Annotated in this window: 13 protein-coding genes and 1 other RNA gene; 1 reads left to right on the plus strand and 13 read right to left on the minus strand. The window is 44.9% G+C overall.

Annotation, left to right across the window (positions count from 1 at the left end):
• Positions 1–59: 59 nt before the first annotated feature.
• Positions 60–1,346 (minus strand): ATP-dependent 6-phosphofructokinase, encoded by a 1,287-nt coding sequence (locus Q0307_RS13180; protein ID WP_298661244.1) that lies wholly within the window; start codon positions 1,344–1,346, stop codon positions 60–62.
• Positions 1,347–1,384: 38 nt separating this feature from the next.
• Between Q0307_RS13180 and Q0307_RS13185 the strand changes: the two genes are divergently transcribed.
• On the plus strand, positions 1,385–1,786 hold the full coding sequence (locus Q0307_RS13185; protein ID WP_298661245.1) for a PGPGW domain-containing protein: 402 nt from the start codon (positions 1,385–1,387) through the stop codon (positions 1,784–1,786).
• A gap of 70 nt (positions 1,787–1,856) precedes the next feature.
• Here Q0307_RS13185 and Q0307_RS13190 read toward each other — a convergent pair whose 3' ends face one another.
• The 12 genes from Q0307_RS13190 to ffs form a co-directional block, all read right to left on the minus strand.
• The gene (locus tag Q0307_RS13190) at positions 1,857–4,832 is read right to left on the minus strand and encodes an IPTL-CTERM sorting domain-containing protein (protein WP_298661246.1); all 2,976 of its coding nucleotides are present in this window, start codon (positions 4,830–4,832) and stop codon (positions 1,857–1,859) included.
• Between the two features lie 171 nt (positions 4,833–5,003).
• Positions 5,004–6,479 (minus strand): GEVED domain-containing protein, encoded by a 1,476-nt coding sequence (locus tag Q0307_RS13195; protein WP_298661247.1) that lies wholly within the window; start codon positions 6,477–6,479, stop codon positions 5,004–5,006.
• Between the two features lie 47 nt (positions 6,480–6,526).
• Positions 6,527–10,345, minus strand: coding sequence for an SdrD B-like domain-containing protein (locus Q0307_RS13200; protein WP_298661248.1), 3,819 nt, complete (start codon positions 10,343–10,345; stop codon positions 6,527–6,529).
• A 119-nt stretch (positions 10,346–10,464) separates the two neighbouring features.
• The gene (locus Q0307_RS13205; protein ID WP_298661249.1) at positions 10,465–12,873 is read right to left on the minus strand and encodes an SdrD B-like domain-containing protein; all 2,409 of its coding nucleotides are present in this window, start codon (positions 12,871–12,873) and stop codon (positions 10,465–10,467) included.
• 192 nt (positions 12,874–13,065) lie between these two features.
• Entirely contained in the window at positions 13,066–15,588 is a 2,523-nt protein-coding gene (locus Q0307_RS13210; protein ID WP_298661250.1) for an SdrD B-like domain-containing protein, read from the minus strand.
• A 244-nt stretch (positions 15,589–15,832) separates the two neighbouring features.
• Positions 15,833–16,762, minus strand: coding sequence for a hypothetical protein (locus Q0307_RS13215; RefSeq protein WP_298661252.1), 930 nt, complete (start codon positions 16,760–16,762; stop codon positions 15,833–15,835).
• Positions 16,759–18,543, minus strand: a complete 1,785-nt coding sequence (locus Q0307_RS13220) for a hypothetical protein (protein WP_298661253.1) — start codon at positions 18,541–18,543, stop codon at positions 16,759–16,761. Before Q0307_RS13220 ends, Q0307_RS13215 begins: the two co-directional genes overlap by 4 nt.
• Positions 18,544–18,611: 68 nt before the next feature.
• Positions 18,612–18,956, minus strand: a complete 345-nt coding sequence (locus Q0307_RS13225; protein WP_298661254.1) for a histidine triad nucleotide-binding protein — start codon at positions 18,954–18,956, stop codon at positions 18,612–18,614.
• The gene (recR, locus tag Q0307_RS13230; protein ID WP_298661255.1) at positions 18,956–19,552 is read right to left on the minus strand and encodes a recombination mediator RecR; all 597 of its coding nucleotides are present in this window, start codon (positions 19,550–19,552) and stop codon (positions 18,956–18,958) included. The genes Q0307_RS13225 and recR overlap by 1 nt, the downstream gene beginning before the upstream one ends.
• A gap of 24 nt (positions 19,553–19,576) precedes the next feature.
• Positions 19,577–19,903 (minus strand): YbaB/EbfC family nucleoid-associated protein, encoded by a 327-nt coding sequence (locus Q0307_RS13235; protein ID WP_298661257.1) that lies wholly within the window; start codon positions 19,901–19,903, stop codon positions 19,577–19,579.
• A 44-nt stretch (positions 19,904–19,947) separates the two neighbouring features.
• A complete protein-coding gene (gene dnaX / locus Q0307_RS13240) occupies positions 19,948–21,666 on the minus strand; it encodes a DNA polymerase III subunit gamma/tau (RefSeq protein WP_298661258.1) in 1,719 nt (572 codons plus the stop codon).
• A 32-nt stretch (positions 21,667–21,698) separates the two neighbouring features.
• Positions 21,699–21,795: signal recognition particle sRNA small type (gene ffs / locus Q0307_RS13245), an RNA gene on the minus strand.
• Between the last annotated feature and the right edge of the window lie 174 nt (positions 21,796–21,969).

Raw genomic sequence — 21,969 nt, forward strand, 5'->3', positions numbered from 1 at the left:
GCCTTGGCTCTATCGGGTCACTACAGATGAGTTCCCCCTCATGAATCTCAATCAACACCTTAACCCATAAGTTGGGGTTGCCCCGTGTTTTCACGCACACTAAACCACAGCTCGCCCCTCGGATTCACCCAACGCTGCTGGCCTCGCAGTGCGCGAATCGGCACATGAGTGAGCCGCCCATTCCAATCTCCAATGAGCATACCGCCTTTGCCTGCCATCGCTGCATGGACTGCCGCTCGTGCCAGTTGATCGCAATAAAGCTGATCAAATGCAGTCGGTGGGGCAGAGCGAATTAGATAACTCGGTTCAATATACTTTAAACCAAAGGGCATTGGTAACCTACTAAAATGCTCAGTGATACGCGTTTTTAAATAAGAACCAATATCACCCAACTTTGCATTCCCTGAGGCATCTTGGCCAATACCCTGCACTAAATCTTGCCCTGCCCCTTCGGCCACCACTATCACTGCATGATGGCGAGTAGCTAGACGTTGCTCTAGGATTGCCAACAAGCCCGATTTGCCTTCTAAACGGAACGGAACTTCAGGCAATAAACAAAAATTCGCATTGCCTGACGCCACACAAGCGGTCGCTGTTATAAAACCGGCATGCCGCCCCATCAGCTTGACTAAACCGACCCCATTCGGCATCCCCTTGGCTTCAATATTCGCAACATTAATTGCTTTAACTGCCTCAGCAACTGCGGTGTCAAAGCCAAAAGTACGACGCACATAGGGAATATCATTATCGATGGTTTTGGGAATGCCAATAATGGAAATGGCTGCAGAACGTGCTCTGATTTCATCCCATAAGGCCTCTGCGCCGCGCATGGAGCCATCGCCACCAATAACAAACAGCATATCAATGTTACGCTTTTGCAGATTATCCACTAATTCATCGGTGGGAGGCGTACCACGTGAAGAACCCAAGAGCGTTCCACCATTAGCTTTGATACCTGAGACAATATCCGGATTCAATACTAAAGGCTCGCTACCTTGATTGCCAAGGCCATGATAACCATAACGAATCCCCAAAATATCTCGGCAACCGTAAACATGCCATAATTGCATAACGAGACCACGAATCACCGCGTTTAAACCCGGGCATAATCCACCACAAGTGACAATGGCAGCACGAGTTTTGCTGGCTTCAAAGAACAATAGCTCGCGTGGCCCTGCTAGTTCTAACGTCTCTGTGGTTTGCAAGGTAAAACCGCTATCTTGGCAGTGTACTTCGGGTTGCAACAATAAGCGCTCGTGTTCAGCCCGATAGCTAAAGTTCAATAAGTGATGCAAGGGATTGAGATACTGACATACACCTAATTGATCGATACTAAAATCCGTCACGATGCATCCTTTAACATAAACCTAGATAGGGCAAACAGATGCTAAACAATATCACAGACTGGCTGGTACAACACGATACACTATTGTACTGGATCGGCATTATTTCACTTTTAATGTTTGTCTTTTCACTGCTTCTGCTACCCGTCCTGATTAATAAGATTCCTAGCGACTACTTCAGTCACCGGCGGCAAGGACATACGGTAGACTTATTAAAACCCAAGACTATCTTACGCAATCTGTTTGGTTTGATGGTGCTCTTAGCCGGTTTAGCTATGCTCGTACTGCCGGGGCAAGGAATACTGTGTATCCTATTGGGACTGACAATTATGAGTTTTCCAGGGAAATATGCTTTGGAACGCTGGGTGGTGACACGTAAAGGTGTGTTGGAAAGCTTGAATTGGATTCGTGAAAAAGCTGGAAAACCACCTTTAGAAGTTTAAGTAAGCTAAATTTAAATGGCTCAACAAAAAGCCCAGCACGAGGCCGGGCTTTGATTACTTAAGGTATAAATTAAGACTTGCGACGTCTCCAGAATGCTAAACCGCTTAGCAGCATGGACAGAATACCTAGGCCCCACTGACTTAAAGTAGGAATTTGCAGACTGCCTTCTGGGGCAATGAAGCCAAAACCTATGGTTAAGTTAGTCGAAGGATCATTGTCCCCGTCGTTAGTCGGCTCACTGCCCCAAGTTAACTTAATCGGTAAGCTACTCACCGTACCATCGGTTTTGGTAATACCATTACTATCATTGAGCACATTGTCATTAGGATCACTACCCCCTTGAGTTAAGGTATAGCCAGCGGGTGGAGTCACTTGCAATACATAGTCGCCTTCGCGCAGATCACCGAAGAAATAATCGCCATTCGTTCCGGTAGTTTGTGGCTGTACGACTTTGCCATAAATGTCCGTGACTGGCTTACCATTCATATCGACTAGTGTAACAGTAGCTTTCGGTACACCTGGCTCATTCGGGTCTTGCTTACCATCTCCATCCAAGTCAATCCACAACCGATTACCCAAGCCAACTGAGCGATAGAAACCGCAGTCAATCGAATTATTTGACACACCGGTTTTACCATCCAAACTCATAATCTTGAAGGATAAAGTCTGGAAACCACCTTCGACCGCTTTACAGTTACTATCTACATTTGAAGTATTAGTATCTGGGTCAGCTCCGCCCGGTGAGAGGTGATAACCTGCGGTCGGTTTCACATTAATGCTATAGATACCTGGAATCAGATTAGTAAATTGATAGTTACCATCGATACCTGTGGTGGTGGTGCTGACCGGCTTACCATTGACATCGTAAACTATAGAAATACCATCGGCTCCGGTAAGCGTAACGACAGCATTGGGTAAGCCCGCCTCTGTTGCATCTTGTACGCCATCAGCGTTTTTATCTTCCCAAATCTTGTCGCCGATCGTCATGCTTGGATAGAAACCACAATCCGCGGTTAAGTTGCTGTTAGTACCATCTCCATCGATTAACAGGTCTGGCTCAGTGCCTTCTGCCAAACTAAAGACCGGTGTTTTCGCCAGACCACTATTATCGATGATACAGTTACTATCGGAGTTATTGGTGTCTACATCGACATCTAAGCCACCTAAACTTAGGAAATAACCTGTCGGCTGTTTAACGGTAACTTGATAATCACCAGACGGTAAATGCGTAAATAAGTATTTACCATCCGCGCCCGTAATCTGTGGTGCAACATCTTTGCCGTCTATATCTTTAGCGGTTCCACCAGTTGCTGTTAAGAGTGCTACGCTAGCACCTGCTAAACCTAACTCGTCAGTATCACGCACACCATCCGCATCACCATCTACCCAAATTAAATCACCCACACTAACTGATGAAGGCGCTGCTTTCGGTGGAACAACCCCAAAGTCGATCGTTAAGTTTGAACGATTATCATCCGTACTAGCTCCATCATCCCCCGCTATTCCGCTAGCGGTTGGTGATTCTTTAGTCGGTTCATCATCGCCTAAAGTAACTAAGCTAGAACATAAGCCGTTTGTAGGCGTATCTGAACCATTATCATTGTTATCAACATTCAGATTGGAATCCGTTTCATTGCCATTCGTGCTTGCGGTGTAGTCTAGCAACAAGGATTTAGCCGTGAAATTGGCTGCTGTTAAACAGACTTGATAATCACCCGCAGCTAAACCACTGAATAAATAGAAGCCATTAGTGGTAGTAGCGGTTTTGATGACAGTACCTTTATTGTCAAGCAGCTCGACTTGAACACCATCCATCACTGCTGCTTCACCAGCATCCCGCTTACCGTTATTTGCGTTCGCTGCAACACCCGCACCATCATCGACCCAAACTTGGTTACCAATACTGTAAAGCGGTGTTTTTGATTGGTAGAAGCCACAGTCCAAGGTCAGATTACTATTCGCATCATCCCCATCGGTATCTGGTTCCGTACCGGCTGTTAAAGTAAAGGGTAAAGTCTGTGCACCGCTACTATTCGTCACACAGTTATTGTCGGTATCAGTACTATCAAGATCCGCATCCGCCCCACCCGGGCTGACTACATAACCAGCAGGTGGCGTGACTTTAACAATATAATCGCCTTCTGGTAAATTAGTGAATTTGTACGCGCCCGTCGCACCAATGGTTTGGGTGGCTACAACGAAATTATCTAAATCGCGCGCTACCGTACCATCAGCCTTGATTAGCGTAACCACAGCACCAACTAAGCCAAATTCACCACTAGTTTGATGCCCATCTTGATTGCCATCCAGCCAGATATAATTACCCACGCTGACCGGAGTTTTGACTGTTTTACTAATGGTTACTTTGTAATCTTCGACTTCGCCATCGGCAGCTTCGCCCGTAATACCATCATTGCCAATGGTTGAACAACGGAAACGTGCATAACTATCCCCAACCACAGCAAAAGGTGGGACATTTACACTGAGTTTGTTGACACCGGCATTCAACTGTACATTCGTAAAGATTTTTTCAGCAGCCCCCGCCCAATTACCATCCCCATTCCAATCAATCCACGCATTTAAACGACAAGCTGCACTCGCTGTTACATCGACTGAAACACCTGAAGCTCCAAGATCTAAGGTGCTGATGGTCACACCATCCTCATCGTCACCTGCAGTACATGCACCATAAGCGGGAGTATCAACACTGGTATCGTCTTTGGTTGCCATCCCCCCCAAAGGTCCACCACCAGCCATCACGCCCGGATCACTATCAACGCAATTCCCTAAAAATACACCATTGCCTAATTGATGACGCGCCCCATTGCTCGCATTTAAAGACGGATATAGCGGATCGGGTGCATCCCCGTAATCGAAGGGAACGAGTAATTTAATGCAAGCCTCATCATCCTCTACCGCAGTACCCGTCAGGCGATTACCGGGCGTGGAGTCAATATCAGTACCATCTGCTTTAATGACTTGCGTACAGTTGGTAATGGTCTCACTTGCTTGTACGCTGGAAAGCACAGCCAGCAAGCTGAGCATGGATATGCTTAAAGGGAGCTTTGTTATTTTCATCATTAATGCCCTGGCATTTGTTGTAATTGATGTCTGCTAAATTCTTTCTTAAAACAAAAATAAGTCGTCAATCAAAATAAGAATCTGTTTAAAAGCCGAAGCAGCTCGCTGCCTCGGCCTCGCTAAGTTAAGAAGCGCTTACTTTACGGTTGCGGTAATGACTAAGGCTTTGTTAGCACCATTAGCCAAAGCACCAACAGTCCAAACACCAGAAGCAGTATCGAAAGCACCAGCAGAATCATCGCTTACATAAGTCAAGCCGCTTGGTAATACGTCCGCAACTTTCACATTGCTAGCATTATCTGGGCCTTTATTAGTAACCGTTAAGGTGTACTTCACTGTATCGCCATGGCGTGCAGTTGCTTTATCCAGCGTTTTGGTCAACTCAAGATCAACCGTTGGAGCGACAGTAACGGTAGCAACGTCATGATCGTCTTCATCATTGCCACTATTGTCGGTCACATCATCAACAATACCGGTCTCATTCACAGGATTAGTATCTGGCGTTGAGTCAATATCGATAGCCACAGCACCTTTATCATCCTGAGCCGAACTAATCTCAGCAGCGTTCAATAAATCACCGGCGGCGGTGGTACTAGCAACAATCAGTTTGATATCAACGGTAGTAGTTGCACCTGCAGCTAAAGTCGCAATAGTGGTCGTTGCTGTAGTACCACTGACCGACCATTTCGTATCAGTTGGATCTAAACTCATACCAGCAGGAATGTAATCGGTAACCACAATTGCTTGGGCATCTACTGTACCTTGGTTGAGAACTTCAATTGTATAAGTAACGGTATCACCCGCTTTAACGCTAGTGGCTTGACCCGCTTTTGGTTTCTTAGTTAAGGCTAAGTCAAACTGTGGTTTAGCCACGAAACTAACTTTGTAGTCTTCAACTTCACCATCGGTTGCCACACCTTTTGGATTAGAAGCAGTCAAGCCATCAGTACTTAAACGGCAACGAGCGTAACTGCTACCCTTCGTATCGGCAGTAGCGGTTGCTGGTACTTGAGGCATAGCCACATCTAAAGCGGCAGCCAATGTACCGGCAGGTACAGCCACTGCACCAGACTCTGAACCATCAGTCGCAAACGTGCCATCACCGTTATAGTCAATCCAGCACACTAAAGTACCTGGTTTAGCGGTAGTATTGGTGGCGTTTACACTTAAAGTGAGGGCTTGGCCATCGGTTAGGGCTGGAATATTCACACCGTCATCATCAGCTCCTTCTAAAGCAGCCGTAGGATCCGGTTGACCATCCGCCTCCTCATCAATATTGGCACCCAATTTCAAACCTGGGATGATTTCATGTTGAGCACCACCACTAGCCGCTAAAGTACCATAGGAATCAGGAGCATCGCCTAAGTCGTAGACTGATTGCACAGTTAAAGCGACACAGGCCTCATCGTCCTCTTTAGCATCACCCACCACCATTGGATTACTCCATACGGCATTATTTACAGTGGAATCGCTATCATTTTCCGTCATAGCACTAACTTGCGCACAGTTAACGATTGAAGTATCTGCTGCCCAAGCGGAATTAGCGGCTGCTAAAACGCCGACTGCACAGAAGGTCAGTAATAAGCGTTTAGATGGTTTTATCATTTTCATAATTCTCATACCCTTGTTGTTATTAGTTTCTTAACCACTTTTAAGGTTTATTTAAGAGTGGCTGTAATTGTTAATTGCTTCGTGCTAGCCCCTGAAATATTACCGACTGCCCAAGCCCCTGTTAGTGGATCATAAGTTCCATCTCCATTTTGACTGATATAAAGCATCTGCGTTGGCAGCTTATCCTGCACAGTGACATTATTCGCTGTAGCCGATGATTCATTAGTCAAAGTTAAAGTATAGGAAACCGTCTCACCGCGCTTTCCTATCGATTTACTGACCTCTTTAACCAGCTTGAGATCGGGTAAAATCACTGCATCTGCACAAAAAATCTCAACATCCCCCATCCCAGCGGCCTTACCAAAATAAGGATTATCCGCTGCTTGATGATAGAGCTGTGTGCCCTCGGCATGTTGAGCTGACTGCCCACCGGTCGTATTATCTAACCAAATAATACCCCCTGATACGGCATTCGGCGTGAGTGGGTTCATAGCAGTAACGGCGATCTCACCAGAACCTGCTTTAAAGGCCAAACCACCGAAAACCGTTTCCTGATGATAGCCACCCTGAGCATTCCATTGGTTATAATCCCACATGTCACCCCAATAGTACTCACCACCATTGGGCCCTTGAACATTATCTTTACCGTTGGTACTACCACTACTACAACTTGCATTACTCTCTAAACTATAAACGCCGTTGTTATTACACACCCTTAATATATCCCCACCGGTTTGCCCCTGTATCAAACTAGTATCTGGATAATTGGGTGTATAATTACTGGCACCTACTTGATGTCCCATGCGATCCATCAAGCCCAGAATCATCGAGCCATCCATATCAAACTCGATATCTGATAAAATTGGCTGAGGATAAATCGCGAAACTCGGATTAGTCGCTAAAGTCTGATAACTGGCAGACCAAGGCTGCCATTTCTCAGCACCTGGACCATTGCCCACATTACCTTTGATATAATCGAGTGGTAGCTCGAAAGCATTAGAGAAACTACTACCATCGAACACCTGCACATAAGCTTTTAAATCAGCCGCCAACTGAGAAGTTTCAGCAGAACAAACCGTACCTATCCATACCTTGCCTAAATGTACTTTGACTCCCCAAGGTCGGTAATCTCCATTGTTACAACCTGGATTAGGGATCGTGTATTTACCTGCTACAGTGTTATTAGCAAGGTTTACTGCCACCAGTTCGCGCTGCTTAAGATTAGTGACCCATAAAATATTACTATCGGCACTCATATCCATATCCCCGATTGAGACCTTAGCAACCTGTGCAAAGGTAGCTTGATCCCAAGAAGGTTTAGTACCGTCAATCGGTAACTCATTAGGGTCATCAACATTGCCATCACTCGTCACACGAGTATCAGTACCGACATCAACACCGTTGGCCGCTAAATCAATCAATAAACTAGGTGTGGAACTCGCGGAAACAGTATCCATCTGATAAATAGCCCCCATACCATTAGGGCCAAAGCTTGCATGACGCTTTAAGAAAGCAGAGGAATAGATCTTTTTACGCAAATTATCATAAGCCAAGCCCCAAACGGCTCCCACTTGTCCAGCCGTTGCTGCACTATAAGGCGTAGTCAGCACACCCGTCTGCGCATAATCGAAGGTTACTAAACTATTAAAACCTGCACCTGTACTGCCCGCTGCTTGACTATCACCATTTACGCTAACCGAAGTCGCTAAGCGCACCTCACTCGTACAACTCATCGCCTCAGGGCCAGAGACTGCGTTATAGGTAATTGTTGGTTGACTGGTATAACCTATATCTAAACTATGATTATTTTCACCCGCAACTCCCAAAGTAAAACTAATTACCCCAGCAGCATTCGCATCGGAATCGCGCACATCCGTCACTGCATAATTAGTCGTTAAACCATCTTTATCTTGTGCGGTGACACTTAGACCATTTAAGCTAGCTTGATTCTCAGCAATACTAAGCGAACAACTTTCATTCGCTTTTAGAAAGCTTGCATTATTAGTGCTAGAGAATAGGTACACACCACCATTGGCCGTTTTTGTAGTCGCTGTATTAGCTCCACAAGTCAGCACAACATCCACATTATCAATACCCGCTTCGCCAGCATCTTGAATACCATCACTGTCGGTATCCAACCACACCCGATTGCCAATTTCGATGGGAGCGGTATCGAGGAGTAACTCTAAGTCACCTAAACCACTGGTTTTGCCAAAATAACCACTAATACCACTACCATTAGAACCATCAGCTGTGCCACGAAAAATCTCATAAGGCATACTGCGACTGCCATTAGCAAGATTCAGATGAGTGATACCGCCGCTAATTAAATAGTTTGGATCAGCTAAGGTTGCCAACATCCCCCGACCTGGAACAATGGCGAGGCTTCCCATCGCATTAATCACTGGTTGCCCACCATAAGTAGCCAAACTGTCACGCATATCAAAGAAATAACCACCACCCGGGCCAGCCTCTGTTGTCACACTATAACTAGGCAAAGCACCTAAGACGCCACCACAAGTACCATTATTTTCTAATGCCCAAGTCGCACCATTCCAACAAGCTTTTAAAACATGGCTCGTGGTGGGATTACTCCCGCCCGGTACATAGCCGATCTCCCATGCACGATTACGGAAGGCTAATATCAAATCTTTACCATCAAATACTAAATCTGAGAGCAGGGGCTGATAGAGACTAACGGAGTGAGCTGCATAACCAGGCACTAACTCATCATTCCAATTTTTCCAGAAACTTTGGCTATTAAATAATAAACTGAAATTCAAAACTTCCGAAAAGCCGGCTCCATCATATTTCAGGACAATTGCACTAGGCGCCCCGGTGGAAGATGTAGCGGATGCATTGCTACAAACTGCCCCCACATATAAGGTATTGGTTTCATCCAAACCTAACGCAAAAGGACGAAAATCAGTGTCAGGACAAGTTGCTGGGCGAGTGATTAAGCCTAAATCAGTTACTGTGTTAGCTGCCGTAGTAGAAACGGCATACAGATGACGATCATTTAAATTGACTACATACAACCATTGACCATCTGCAGAAATCTCCAAATCACCCAGTGAACTTTTGCTTACACTGGTTACGGAAGCGGTATCGTAATTAACCGTTGTATAGTCACCTGTAAAATCATGGCTATCAGTGCCTGCATTAGGAACGATGGCATAGGTGCTCACCGTACCATTACTATCGATACTATAGATCGCGCCCAGTCCACCCGGTCCAAAACCAACTGCCCGCTTAGCATAGGCAGCTACAAACAAACGTTTGCTTTCACGGTGAAAGGCTGCACCAGAAGTTGAGCCTATTTGTGCATGTGTTGCTAATGAGGTGGGTGGGATATAACCGGGATCACCTGGTTGGCCTGTTGCCGTGAAGGGAAATTTAACCAGTGCTGCATAAGTTCGATGATCTTTACCTGTGGCAACGGTTTGAGTGGTAGGCCCTACAATAGCTACAGGCGTTGACACAGAAATTGTAGCGTCCGCCTGAGAATAATCTAAGGGGTTATTTACCCCCAGATTGATGGCCGGTGCACCATCCTGCACAAACTGTACTGAACTCCCACCCGCCACACTAGATTTCAACCAAGCTTCAGCCCAAGAAAACTCGACTCGATAATCGGCTCCTGCCGTTAAACCGGTTAAGGTATAAGTTCCATCGGCGGCTGAACTAACACTTGCCCCTACCTGTGCACCCGTCGTATCAAAAGCCTTAACAGTAACGCCTGCCATGCCGACTTCATTGAAACTTGCGCTACTGTCAAAACTACCATTGCTATTGAAGTCTCGGAAAACTTTGCCACTAATATCAGCTAAAGCATCAGGTATCAATGCTAAGTAGGCAACTACCAAGCACGCACACTTATATGAAGAACTCCAACGCATAGCCAAATCCTTTAATTATTATTATTTATATAATAAACAATTTAAATTATCACAGTCTTAACGCTACTTTATTAAACACACAAAACTTATTGGATTTGCACAGTAATTTTTAGAGTTTTAGTTGCACCTGCAGCGATTGAGCCTACTGCCCAAATCCCTAAACTTTCATCAAATACATCATTACCATACTGAGTAACACCATCATCACTCACATAAGTCACTCCAGTAGGCAGTTGATCGGCGATCAGCACATTCGTTGCTTCAGTCGTAGTGCTCTGATTAGTGACCGTTAAAGTATAAATAACTTGATCACCCTGCTTAGCTTGCTCAGGTAAAACAGCCTTCGTCAGAGCTAAATCTGGGGCTAGTAATTCACGGTAACCAAAATCTAAACTATGGTTGTTAGTCCCTAAGCTGCCTGTTTGGAAGACAATATCTGCATAACTGCCATTCATACTCGCGTCAGAATCACGCAAGTCACTTTGCTCATTATTTGAACTATCATTGTCTGCATTTACCGTGGTTAACTGATAGGTTTTTAAAACATTTTGGGTATTATCAATGCGCAAAGTACAGCTTTCTTCAACTTGCATGAAACTAGCATTACCACCACTAGCATTCGTAAAAATAAATTGCCCCTCCGCATTCGTTACGGTCGATACAGTACCACTAGGGCAGGTTAAACTTATACTAACCCCCGCCAACCCCATCTCACCTGCATCTTGAATACCATCAGCATCTATATCTTTCCATACACGATTACCAACTTCGATCGGTGGCTGATCACATAAGAATTCTAAGTCCCCTAGACCAACTGCTTTACCCATTGTTCCCTGCCCAACTCCAGCAATCGCATCTGGATTTAACTCATAAGCTCGGTTTTTTTGTCCGGAAAGATTACTCATCCACATAATGCCTGCCGTACGGTAATTTTCTAGCGGATCATAAGCTGTCACGGCCACCTCTCTTGAGCCGGGTAATAGCGCTACTCCCCCAACGGTTAACTCTTGATGTAAACCACCAAAATTATCTTGGAAATAATATTCAAAACCAGCAGGGCCTTGGCCATTAGCAGTACCCGCTGATGACCGACATCCTACGACTCCCTCCAACAACCAACCTGAGCCTGTTTTACAGACTCTTAATAAATCACCACCAGCCTCAACCTCATGAACATCTGTACTAAAAGTATCTGTAGAATAATTATCAAAGCCTGTCTGCATCCCGGTACGATCTAAAAAACCTAAAACCATTGAGCCATCAACATCAAACTGAATATCTGACAGAATTGGGGTCGCACCACCACTCGTCATATTAGGTTGTATACCAGTCTCCTCCCAGGTTCTAGCCCAAGGTTTCCAATCACCATCAAAGCTATTGCCCAAATTTCCTCGATTGTAATTCATTGCAAAATCATAGACATTTATAAAAGATGCACCATCTAAGCGCTGAATATAGGCATGTAAATCCGTGACACTACGTGAGCTTTCCGCCGAACAAACAGTCCCGATATAAACCTGCCCCTGATGAATACCGATTGCCCACGGACGATAGTCATCGCCAGAGCAACCAGGATTAGGGATGGGCAAAGAGGTATTTAAAGTTTTTGTAGCAATGTTTATTGATAACAAATGACGTTGATAAAGATTGACTGCATATAAAGTTTTTTGATCTTCAGAAATATCAATATCACCCAAGCCCCTTTTGCCCACTTCGGTAAAAGCGAGTGGATCATGATTAGGGCTTGCCGCATTAGCAGGTAAACTACTGCCTTCCTCAACACGAGGATCAGCACCGGTATTAACTCCAGCTAATTGATTAACATCTAGCCATGCTGTTGGACTCGCAGAACCCACACCGGAAAGATTGACTTTATAAATTCCACCAGTAGTAGTTTGTCCGTTGATTTTGCCTAAACTAACATGACGACGTACCACAGCTGCACCAAAAAGTGTTTTAGTTGGACGATGGAAAGCTTCGCCCCACAATGCACCTACTTGAGCTGTAGTAGCAAGTACATCAAATGTGCCAGTATAAGTCCCCTGTTTATCATAAGAATCTCTTAGCCATGCAGCCATTGTAGCCGTTGTGCCATTTGCGTATGGATCACCATTAACATAACGAGGCGTAGCAAATTTTGGGTTTGCTTGGCAATATTCAGCAGGGTTACTAACGGCAAGATTCACGTTAATAGCATTACCCTTCACAAACTGTACTGAACTCCCACCCGCCACACTAGATTTCAACCAAGCTTCAGCCCAAGAAAACTCGACTCGATAATCGGCTCCTGCCGTTAAACCGGTTAAGGTATAAGTTCCATCGGCGGCTGAACTAACACTTGCCCCTACCTGTGCACCCGTCGTATCAAAAGCCTTAACAGTAACGCCTGCCATGCCGACTTCATTGAAACTTGCGCTACTGTCAAAACTACCATTGCTATTGAAGTCTCGGAAAACTTTGCCACTAATATCAGCTTGTACATAAGGAACCAACATAAGGTAGGCAGCTACTATTCCATAGTATTTTGATGATAGACCCCAACGCATACTTAACCTTTTATTTTTAAATATTTTTTATTTTCTATGTTGACGCGTCATTCACATAACAAGCTATATGCCAAAACTAGGCACTGCTAATAAACTACCGTCACAGCCTCATAGCACTTAGTGCTACTGAAACGCTATTAACTATTGAACACTAAATGTAAGATGGAGTGTTTTGCTAGCACCTGCAGCAAGCGTATCAACCGTCCAAATACCCGTCCCTTCATCAAAAACATCCGTACCATACTGAGCCATGCCATCATCACTCACATAGTTCACGCCAGCCGGTAACTGATCGGTAATTTTTATATTATTAGCCGCTGTCGTTTGGCTTTCATTAGTGACTGTTAAGGTATAAACCACTTGCTCGCCATGTTTAGCTTGGACAGGTGTAACGATCTTACTCAGCTTAACATCAGTCATTAACGGTTCTCGATAGCCAAAGTCTAGGCTATGATTATTTTCACCATAATTCCCCAGCTTGAAACTAATTTCAGCAACTTGTGTAGAGGTCACTGCATCAGAATCACGCAAATCAGTAAAAGGATTATTTGAACTATTACTATCAGCATCTACTGTAGTTAGCTCATAAGATTTAATCACTGTTTGAGCATTATCGATGCGCAAACTACAATTGTCTTCAGCTTGCATAAAACTGGCATTACCACCACCTACACTGGTAAACACAAATTGCCCCTGAGGATCAGTGACTGTTGAAGCAGTACCGCTAGCGCAATTTAAAGTCACGGTTACATCACCCAAACCAAGCTCATCGGCATCTTGCAAGCCATCCTTATCGGTATCTAGCCAGACACGGTTACCAATTTCGATAGGGGAAAGATCGTTCAGGATTTCAATATCACCCATCCCATTGGCTTTACCTAAACGGTCAGTAATATATAAATCTTGCGTTAATGCCCCCGTAGTATTGCTTAACCATGCTACACCACTTGTCCACGCCATACCTTTAGGGTTCATTGTTCCCATCATTACTTTACCGCTACCGGGTAACAAGGCTAATCCACCTTGGGATTTTTCCTTGTGGTCATCCTCTCCCGGATTAGTATTCCCCGCCCACCATAACATCCGTTGAGTATCCCCTAGGTAGAACTCACCACCACCAGGCCCTTGATTATTACCAGCACCACCTGTTGTGTTGCTAGTATCTGATGCATTATTCTCCAAGGTATAAACACTGGTCGCAGCATCGTAGGATGCCCTTAAAATATCACCTGCGATGGTTACTTCTTCATTGTCATTATTATGTGGTTGGTAGTTATTGTGCCCTCGTTGATGACCACTCCGGTCAGCAAAACCCATGATGAGTGCACCATTAATATCTATTTCCAAGTCAGTAAACATCGGTTGCATCGGTGCATCTGCAGAATGTGAATCGTTCAACCATGTAGACCACTGGCTAGGAAAGCCATAAATATGGGACTTATTATAATTAGCAAAATCAAATACTATGCTATTTGCACCTGTATCAGGATTCATTTTGATAACTTGGAAGGTCACATCAGCTTTATTGCCAGATACTGAACCATCACACAATGAGCCAATATAAAGCGTATTACGATAATATTTTAATGCAAAAGGCTGAAACTCTCCTCCCGTGCAAGTCGGAGGTGTTATGGGGAACTCTTGTAGCTGTGCGGCTGTAGGGGTTTGCGGGTTTTTGGCATTTTGCAAATCAATCTTCACTACATTTTTCTTATAAAGATTAGTCACAAATAAATAACGTCCATCATCCGACAACTCTAAATCACCCAAACTGACCCGCCCAACCTGTTCAAAAGCACTCGGGTCATTAGTTGGCAAAGAATCACTCCATTGCAGACCACGATCATCGTTGCTTTTTACATGCAAAGCATCACTGCTACTAGGGTTGTTAGTTTGAATACCCAAACTATCCAAATCAACAAAGGGAGAAACTGTGGTATTGGGAAATACACCGGCTGGGTCAACCATATAAATACCACCACTACCCAACGTTCCCAAACCAGAATGACGCTTGAGAAAGGCTGCCGTAAAAATCTTTTTGCTATAAGGCGAATAAGTAGCACCAAATACCGTACCAACTTGTCTGTTGGCAACTAGACTACTGACACCATCCGGTAATTCATTTTTAATGGTTCCATCTGGGTTGGTTTTATAATTACGGTTGCTGTAATTGAACACCGTCATAACAGGCATAGAAGGTGCCGAACCTGCACCTGCATTCACTAGTGGATGCCCCCCCACCTGATGAGTAACCACTACGACAGGATCAATATTACCCACATAATCTATCGGATAGTTCAAACCAAGATTAGCATCTGTCACTGGAGCATTAACAAACTGCACAGTGGACTTACTAGCTATGGTTGGATAATAACCCGAGGGAAGCGCACTAAATTCTACCCGTGCCGCACCTGTTACTCCGGCAATGCTATACGAACCGTCTGTAGCTGTCGTTCCTACCCCCATAACACCATTTATACCGTGAGCAGTGACGGTCACACCCGCTATACCACTCTCCTCGAAACCACTACCGTTGTCCAGCACCCCATTAGCATTCAAGTCACGGAAGACCCTACCTGAAACATCAGCAGCTACATTAGATATTAAGAGCAGAGACGCACTCACAATCAGTAAACTGTTAGCTCCTAATATTTCCCAACGCATACTCTATCCTTCTTAATTGTTATTTTTATAATGTCTGTTAGCGTATTGGCATGAGCACTTATAAGAGCGTGACTTAAGCTAGATCATTCGCCCTTAACAAGGGTAAAACACCTACAACAGTGGCATCTTCACTAAACGTGTTTTGATCAAGAACAGCAGCCTTGATAGTTAGTAGTCAATTTTACATATAAATAATTAATATTATATTAATTTTAATGATAAATTACTATAAATCTTACCTTAGTTATCTACCAGAAAAACTCTCTAACTGGCTTGAAGAAAACTGCCAAGTATCTTTATCCGCTTGATAACTAAAATTATAAGAGCGACGCTTTAAGTTGTTTTCTGCTAATAGTCGAAAGCCAAACTCTAACTCTTTGACTTGTAAAGCATAAGAGCTACCCGCTTTGGTAAAAATAAACCGCCGCACACTGGTCGTATTACCGTTAGGTAAAGCGGCTAATGCAAACTCATGGCGGGGTTGATTGATAAAATGGCCTTGCGCATCTAAGGGCAAAGAGTAGACATCTGAAGAGCGGGCTGAACCAAAGTAAAGTCGCTTATAAGCAACACCATTGAATACAGCTACCCCAATCGCATCCACTTGCTCAACCTGATCAACCACTTTTTTAGTAGCCACATCAATTTGATACAAACGTCCTTGAGCCTGTTGCGGCGTAGAACCGGCTACAGAACTTACATAGAGGCTATCTGTATCGCAGTCATAGAATAAACCCATTGCTCCAAAAGGATTCGCTGCCGAAGGTTGAGCGGCTTGAGGCAATTCCAACCAAACCTTCATTTCTCCAGTTTGACTATCAACCCGATAAATACGATTCTGTAAAGCGGGTGGATTTTCAAGCAAACTCACTTCTGGTGTAGGTACGATATAGATATGACCTTGCCGATCACGAGCGGTAGCTCCCAGATGCCCAGCATCATCCCAAGTCGGATGCTGCCAAGTTTTCCCTGTTTGTGGCTGGACTAAGCGCAAGCCCACATATCCTTGTTGCTGAGTGTCAATCGCAACTTGTGTACCTAAGCTCGTATTCTTAATAAAAGCAGGCATAGCACGGCAAGTATCAACCAAGCCGGGGGTAAACTGCCCTATATCGTGTTCAGAACAAGCCGTTAGTAGTAAGCAAGTCAGGCTAAGCAGTTGTTTATACATCATGATTGCCCTTGCACTGGCACAAACATCGGCCCCGACCAGCAAGGCCAAACCTCAATAGCCTGTACGCCATCTTTAACACGCGTATCTGCCCAACAATACTCGCTGCCCGGATTGCCATCGTTTTTCATTTGAGGTACATACCACAGCACTAGATCTTTATTAGCTACAGGTTCAGGCGGCTCAATAAACTGCTCAGGGCCTTGCTTATAATCGGTATTACAACAAGAACCTAAGGTTACGGTATCTTGCTCGCCCTCTTCCGGTTTACGCACGCTCAAATAACTAAAGGCATGATCACCACGCCCCGCATCATTAAATTGTCCACGCCCCGGTTCTAGGTAATAACCCTCACCTTGTTGATTAGTAAAGCGATATTGGTAGCCTTCAGTCGTCAATTCTGCTTGGTCTTGTAAGCGCCATTGCTCATTTTGAATAGTCGACCAAACATTATTTTTCCATTCTGCTACTTGGTCTATACCCTCATGGCTGGTATCTAAATCAATCCGCACGACTGGGCGGTAAGTACCATCCGTACCACAACCGCGTCCAAAATCTGCCTGAGCTACTCGAAACCGCCCATTTTTATAAAACTCAAAGCGTTGCACATAGCGATAGTTACAGGGTGTTGGCCATGGCGGTTGGCGAAAATCTTGTACGACTGCAAACCCGACGGTTTCACCGGCTTGAATAATAGGCTCGGTTTTAGGGCCATCATACGCAATCACCACGGCTGAGCTAAACATCGGACAGCCAATGGCATCACTATACCCAAAGCCTTCTCGCGATGAGTAACTCACATGCCAATCTAGCAATTTGACATTTTTCAGGACAGGTTTGCCTTGATAGCGCACATTGCTGAGCTGCAAACCATCTGAACCTGTCAATACATAATCCATGCTCCAAGCATCTTGCTTAAGCTGGTTGACTTGCTCACAGTACTTATGAAAAGTAGCCTCATTTTCTAGGCTACGTTCAGTGACAACGGTACGAGGGCCACTTGAACCTAAATCAGTCCAGCGCGTGCCAATCAGTTTCCCTTCAGTCAAATCAACAATCGCCCACAAAGCATCTTGCTCAAACACATAGGTCGGTGCCACACATAAATGATGTGAGCGCTCACAAAGGGAATCATTCAAAGCCGTTTTAAATTCAGCTTTGCCTGCTGGTACTTTACCCGCTTGCTCAGCAAGCACCGCTTTAACCTCAGGGGCAGCATCGGCAATAGCCTTAGCTAATTCCACCAAGCGCGGCGGTAAATCGGGTTGCGCATAAGGTTGGCGACTCACTGCGAGTACCTTTTGCTGCTGTGGATCGACAAAAGCCAAAGTAGAGCTATTGTCAAAATGACTATAAATCTCGACCCGATAGCATTGGCCTTGCGCACAAGCTCCTGCATTGCCATTGAAATCAGCAGGTAAAGCTTGACGCACGGACATCACCTCATTGCGCAAAGCAGCTCCCGATTTTGGATCACGCAAGTACTTTTGCACTTCCGAGTGGTTCACGGCTAGCTGTTGGGCTTGCTGCTTAAGCTCATCATTAAGCTCTTGAGGCGTTAATAAAATTACAGGGGGATTGGCTTGTAAAGATGCTGCAACGCTCTGTTGATAGGCTTGCAGAGCGACTAAAGAAGTACTAGTAACAGAAACTTGCGCTAGTTGCGCTGAACCTTGATGTGTGTCTGCCGAAATAGGCAGTTGCAATATCTTTGCTTGATCATCACAAGCCGCTAAGCTCAAACCTAGCAGCACCGTGACTAGCCCCCTAGCCCAAACCTTCATAATCGCCCCTTTATTATCTGGGACTGATTATATCGACTAGAGTGCGCTTAATAAACTAACAGATTGTTCTAAGCGTGATCACGTGAGCTATCGTTGAAACCCGCCATCAAATGTAAATGCATGTGGAAAATCACTTGACCACCCTTTTCACCACAATTCATCAGCACCCGATAACCATCGCCATAACCTGCATCAGCCGCAATTTGTTTTGCGGCCAAAAACAAGCGCCCAGCTAATTCGGCATCGCCTTCTTCAAGATCATTAATAGTGGCAATATGTTTGCGCGGGACGATTAGCACATGCAGCGGTGCTTTTGGGTAAAGATCGTGAAAAGCAATGACATACTCATCTTCATAGACTTTTTTCGAGGGTATTTCGCCATCGCGAATCCGACAAAATAAACAAGCTGCCATTAGTATTTTCTCCGTCCTTCAAAAGCATGCGACAAGGTACCGCTATCCACGTATTCCAACTCACTACCCATCGGTACACCATGCGCAATGCGACTCGTCGCAATCTCACGCTTAGTGGCTAGCTCACTAATGTAATGCGCAGTGACCTCACCTTCAACCGTAGGATTCGTGGCTAGAATTAGCTCCTGCACCGTTCCTTCATCCATACGTTGCTCTAAAATATCTAGACCAATATCCTCAGGGCCGACTCCATCTAAAGGCGACAATCTGCCGCCCAAAACAAAATAGTAGCCACGATAAGCCGTCGCTTGCTCAATCGCGACAACATCAGAAGGATGCTCAACGACACATAATAAGCGGTTATCGCGTGCCGTATTGCTACAGAGGCGGCAAACTGTGTGTTCCGTTAAAGTTCGACAACGTTGGCAATGCTGAATATTTTTCATAGCTGCTGACAGCACACTGGCTAAGCGTTCACCACCCTGACGATCATGTTCCAATAAATGGAAAGCCATGCGCTGCGCGGTTCGCGAACCAACACCGGGTAAACATCGTAAGGCATCAACTAACTCTTTGAGCAAGGAAGATTCAGACATTCAGCATCCTAGACGATTAGCCAGTTAGAAAGGTAGTTTAAGACCAGCCGGTAATTGCATACCTGCAGTCGCATCGCTCATACGTTCGCGAGTAGCTACTTCCAGACGAAGTACTGCATCATTAAAAGCGGCGGTGATTAAATCTTCGAGCATATCTTTATCATCAGCCAGCAAAGACGGATCAATCGTAATACGCTTGCAAGCATGGTTACCCGTAATCACTACAGCAACTAAACCGCCACCTGATTGACCGGTTACTTCGAGTTGGGCAATCTCTTGTTGAGCGCGTTGCATGTTTTCCTGCATTTTTTGCGCTTGCTTCATCAGATTACCAATGCCACCTTTTATCATAATTTTACCCTCATTCCTTTCATTAAATTGGATAGTATTTTAACCTATTTTTGCTCAGGCGTATGTGGGCGAATCGAGCCCGTCACAATACTAGCGCCAAAACGTTCTTTTAACTGTATGACGATTGGGTCTTGCTCAATCGCTTGTTCAGCCTCTGCCTGACGCTCCTGCGTGATCTGCAAGCGGCGCTTTTCCGGTGTATCCGCCAAATCAGAGATAACCTCTAAACTTAAGTGAACCTCTCGACCTAATACATTGGTTAAGGCTGCCGCAATTTGCTCTTCCGCACGACTGGTCTGCAAATTGCTTGCACTACTATCCACCCATAAACGTACATGTTGACCGTCAATCTGCTTAACTAAACAATGTTCTGCTAGTTGTTGCGCCATTCCACTCAAATTCAAGCTTGGCAAAAGTGTATGCCAATCATTCGTTACTACATTGGGTAAGACTGGCTGCGGCTCCATACTGCCCAGCAAAGAATCATTGTCAGAAGCTTTAGGCTCTGACTTTATGCTAGGGTTTACCGATGGTACAACTAAACTGACTGAAGGCGTTTGACCGGGCTCTTGTCGATCAGTAATAGTCTGAGAAATTACAACTTGAATTGTTGGGACTGAGTATGACTGAAGACTATTCTGCGGCTCAGGCGCTGGAGAAATCAGTTTTTTTTTTGAGGCTAGTGATGTTTTGCCATCATCTAAGCGGAAGGCCAACATACGCAACAGCATCATTTCAAAGCCAGTACGTGGATCAGGATTCAACAGCAAATCACGTTTGCCATATAAGGCCATTTGATAAAAGAGTTGCAAATCAGCTGACGAAAATAAGTCCGTAGGCAGACCCGGTGGATCATCTATCGACTGCGGTACTAATTGAGCAACCGCTAACTGATGGAATAAAGCAATTAAGCTATCAGCGGCCGTATTAAAATCAGTGGTGATTTGCGCCATTTGCTCAACAGTAGCTAATAAAGCCGCTGCATCATTAGAGGCTAAAAACTCTAGTACTTGATGCAAATGTTCGCTGGGTAAAAGCCCTAACATATCTTGCACTGAGGCATCACTGATCTGCCCACCCCCAGTAACAATGGCTTGATCTGTCAAACTCAAAGCATCTCGCATAGAACCATCAGCGGCTTTAGCCAATATCTTTAGCGACGAGGGTGTAAAAGCAATCTGCTCTTCTGTTAACACATGAGCAAGATGCGAGCTAATCATCTCCAAAGGCATGCGCTTGAGATTAAACTGCAAACAACGCGATAGCACAGTAACAGGTAGTTTTTGGGGATCAGTCGTTGCCAGTAGGAATTTAACGTGGGGTGGTGGCTCTTCGAGCGTTTTCAACAAAGCATTGAAGCTATGTCCAGAAAGCATATGCACTTCGTCAATCAAATAGATTTTATAACGGCCACGAGTCGGCGCATATTGAACATTATCAAGTAGATCACGAGTGTCTTCGACTTTAGTACGCGAGGCGGCATCCACTTCCAATAAATCGACATGCCGACCTTCAGCAATTTCGATACAGCTATTACAAACTCCACAAGGAGTTGCACTCACACCGGCTTGGCAATTCAGACACTTAGCAAAGATCCGTGCGATAGTAGTCTTGCCGACACCTCGAGTACCCGTGAACAAATAGGCATGGTGTAAGCGATTAGCTTCAAGTGCAGTGAGTAAAGCACGCAAAACATGTGTTTGGCCGACCATCTGCTGGAAGTTTTGTGGTCGCCATTTTCGCGCTAGTACCTGATAGCTCATGAAGTTTTCTAGTCTATTAGAGTGGAGGCAACCTGTACCAGCCACATCCCGGCGCCCGAATCAACTGCTACCGCTGCTTCCTTCCGGACCTGACGGGGTTCACAATCTATCGTCGCGAGAGAACCAATACAGGCTACCATTGCGAAGAGGAACGGATTATGACTAAAAAATGCTTGATGAACAAGCTTATTCACTGTTTACAAGCTATTATCTGACTAGCGGGAATTAATCAGCCTTTTTAATAGCCGAAAAACGAAAAAGCCTTCAACTTAGTGTTGAAGGCTTTAGATGAGGCGCTTGGCA

The sequence above is a fragment of the uncultured Thiothrix sp. genome, from assembly GCF_937873765.1.
Taxonomy (GTDB): domain Bacteria; phylum Pseudomonadota; class Gammaproteobacteria; order Thiotrichales; family Thiotrichaceae; genus Thiolinea.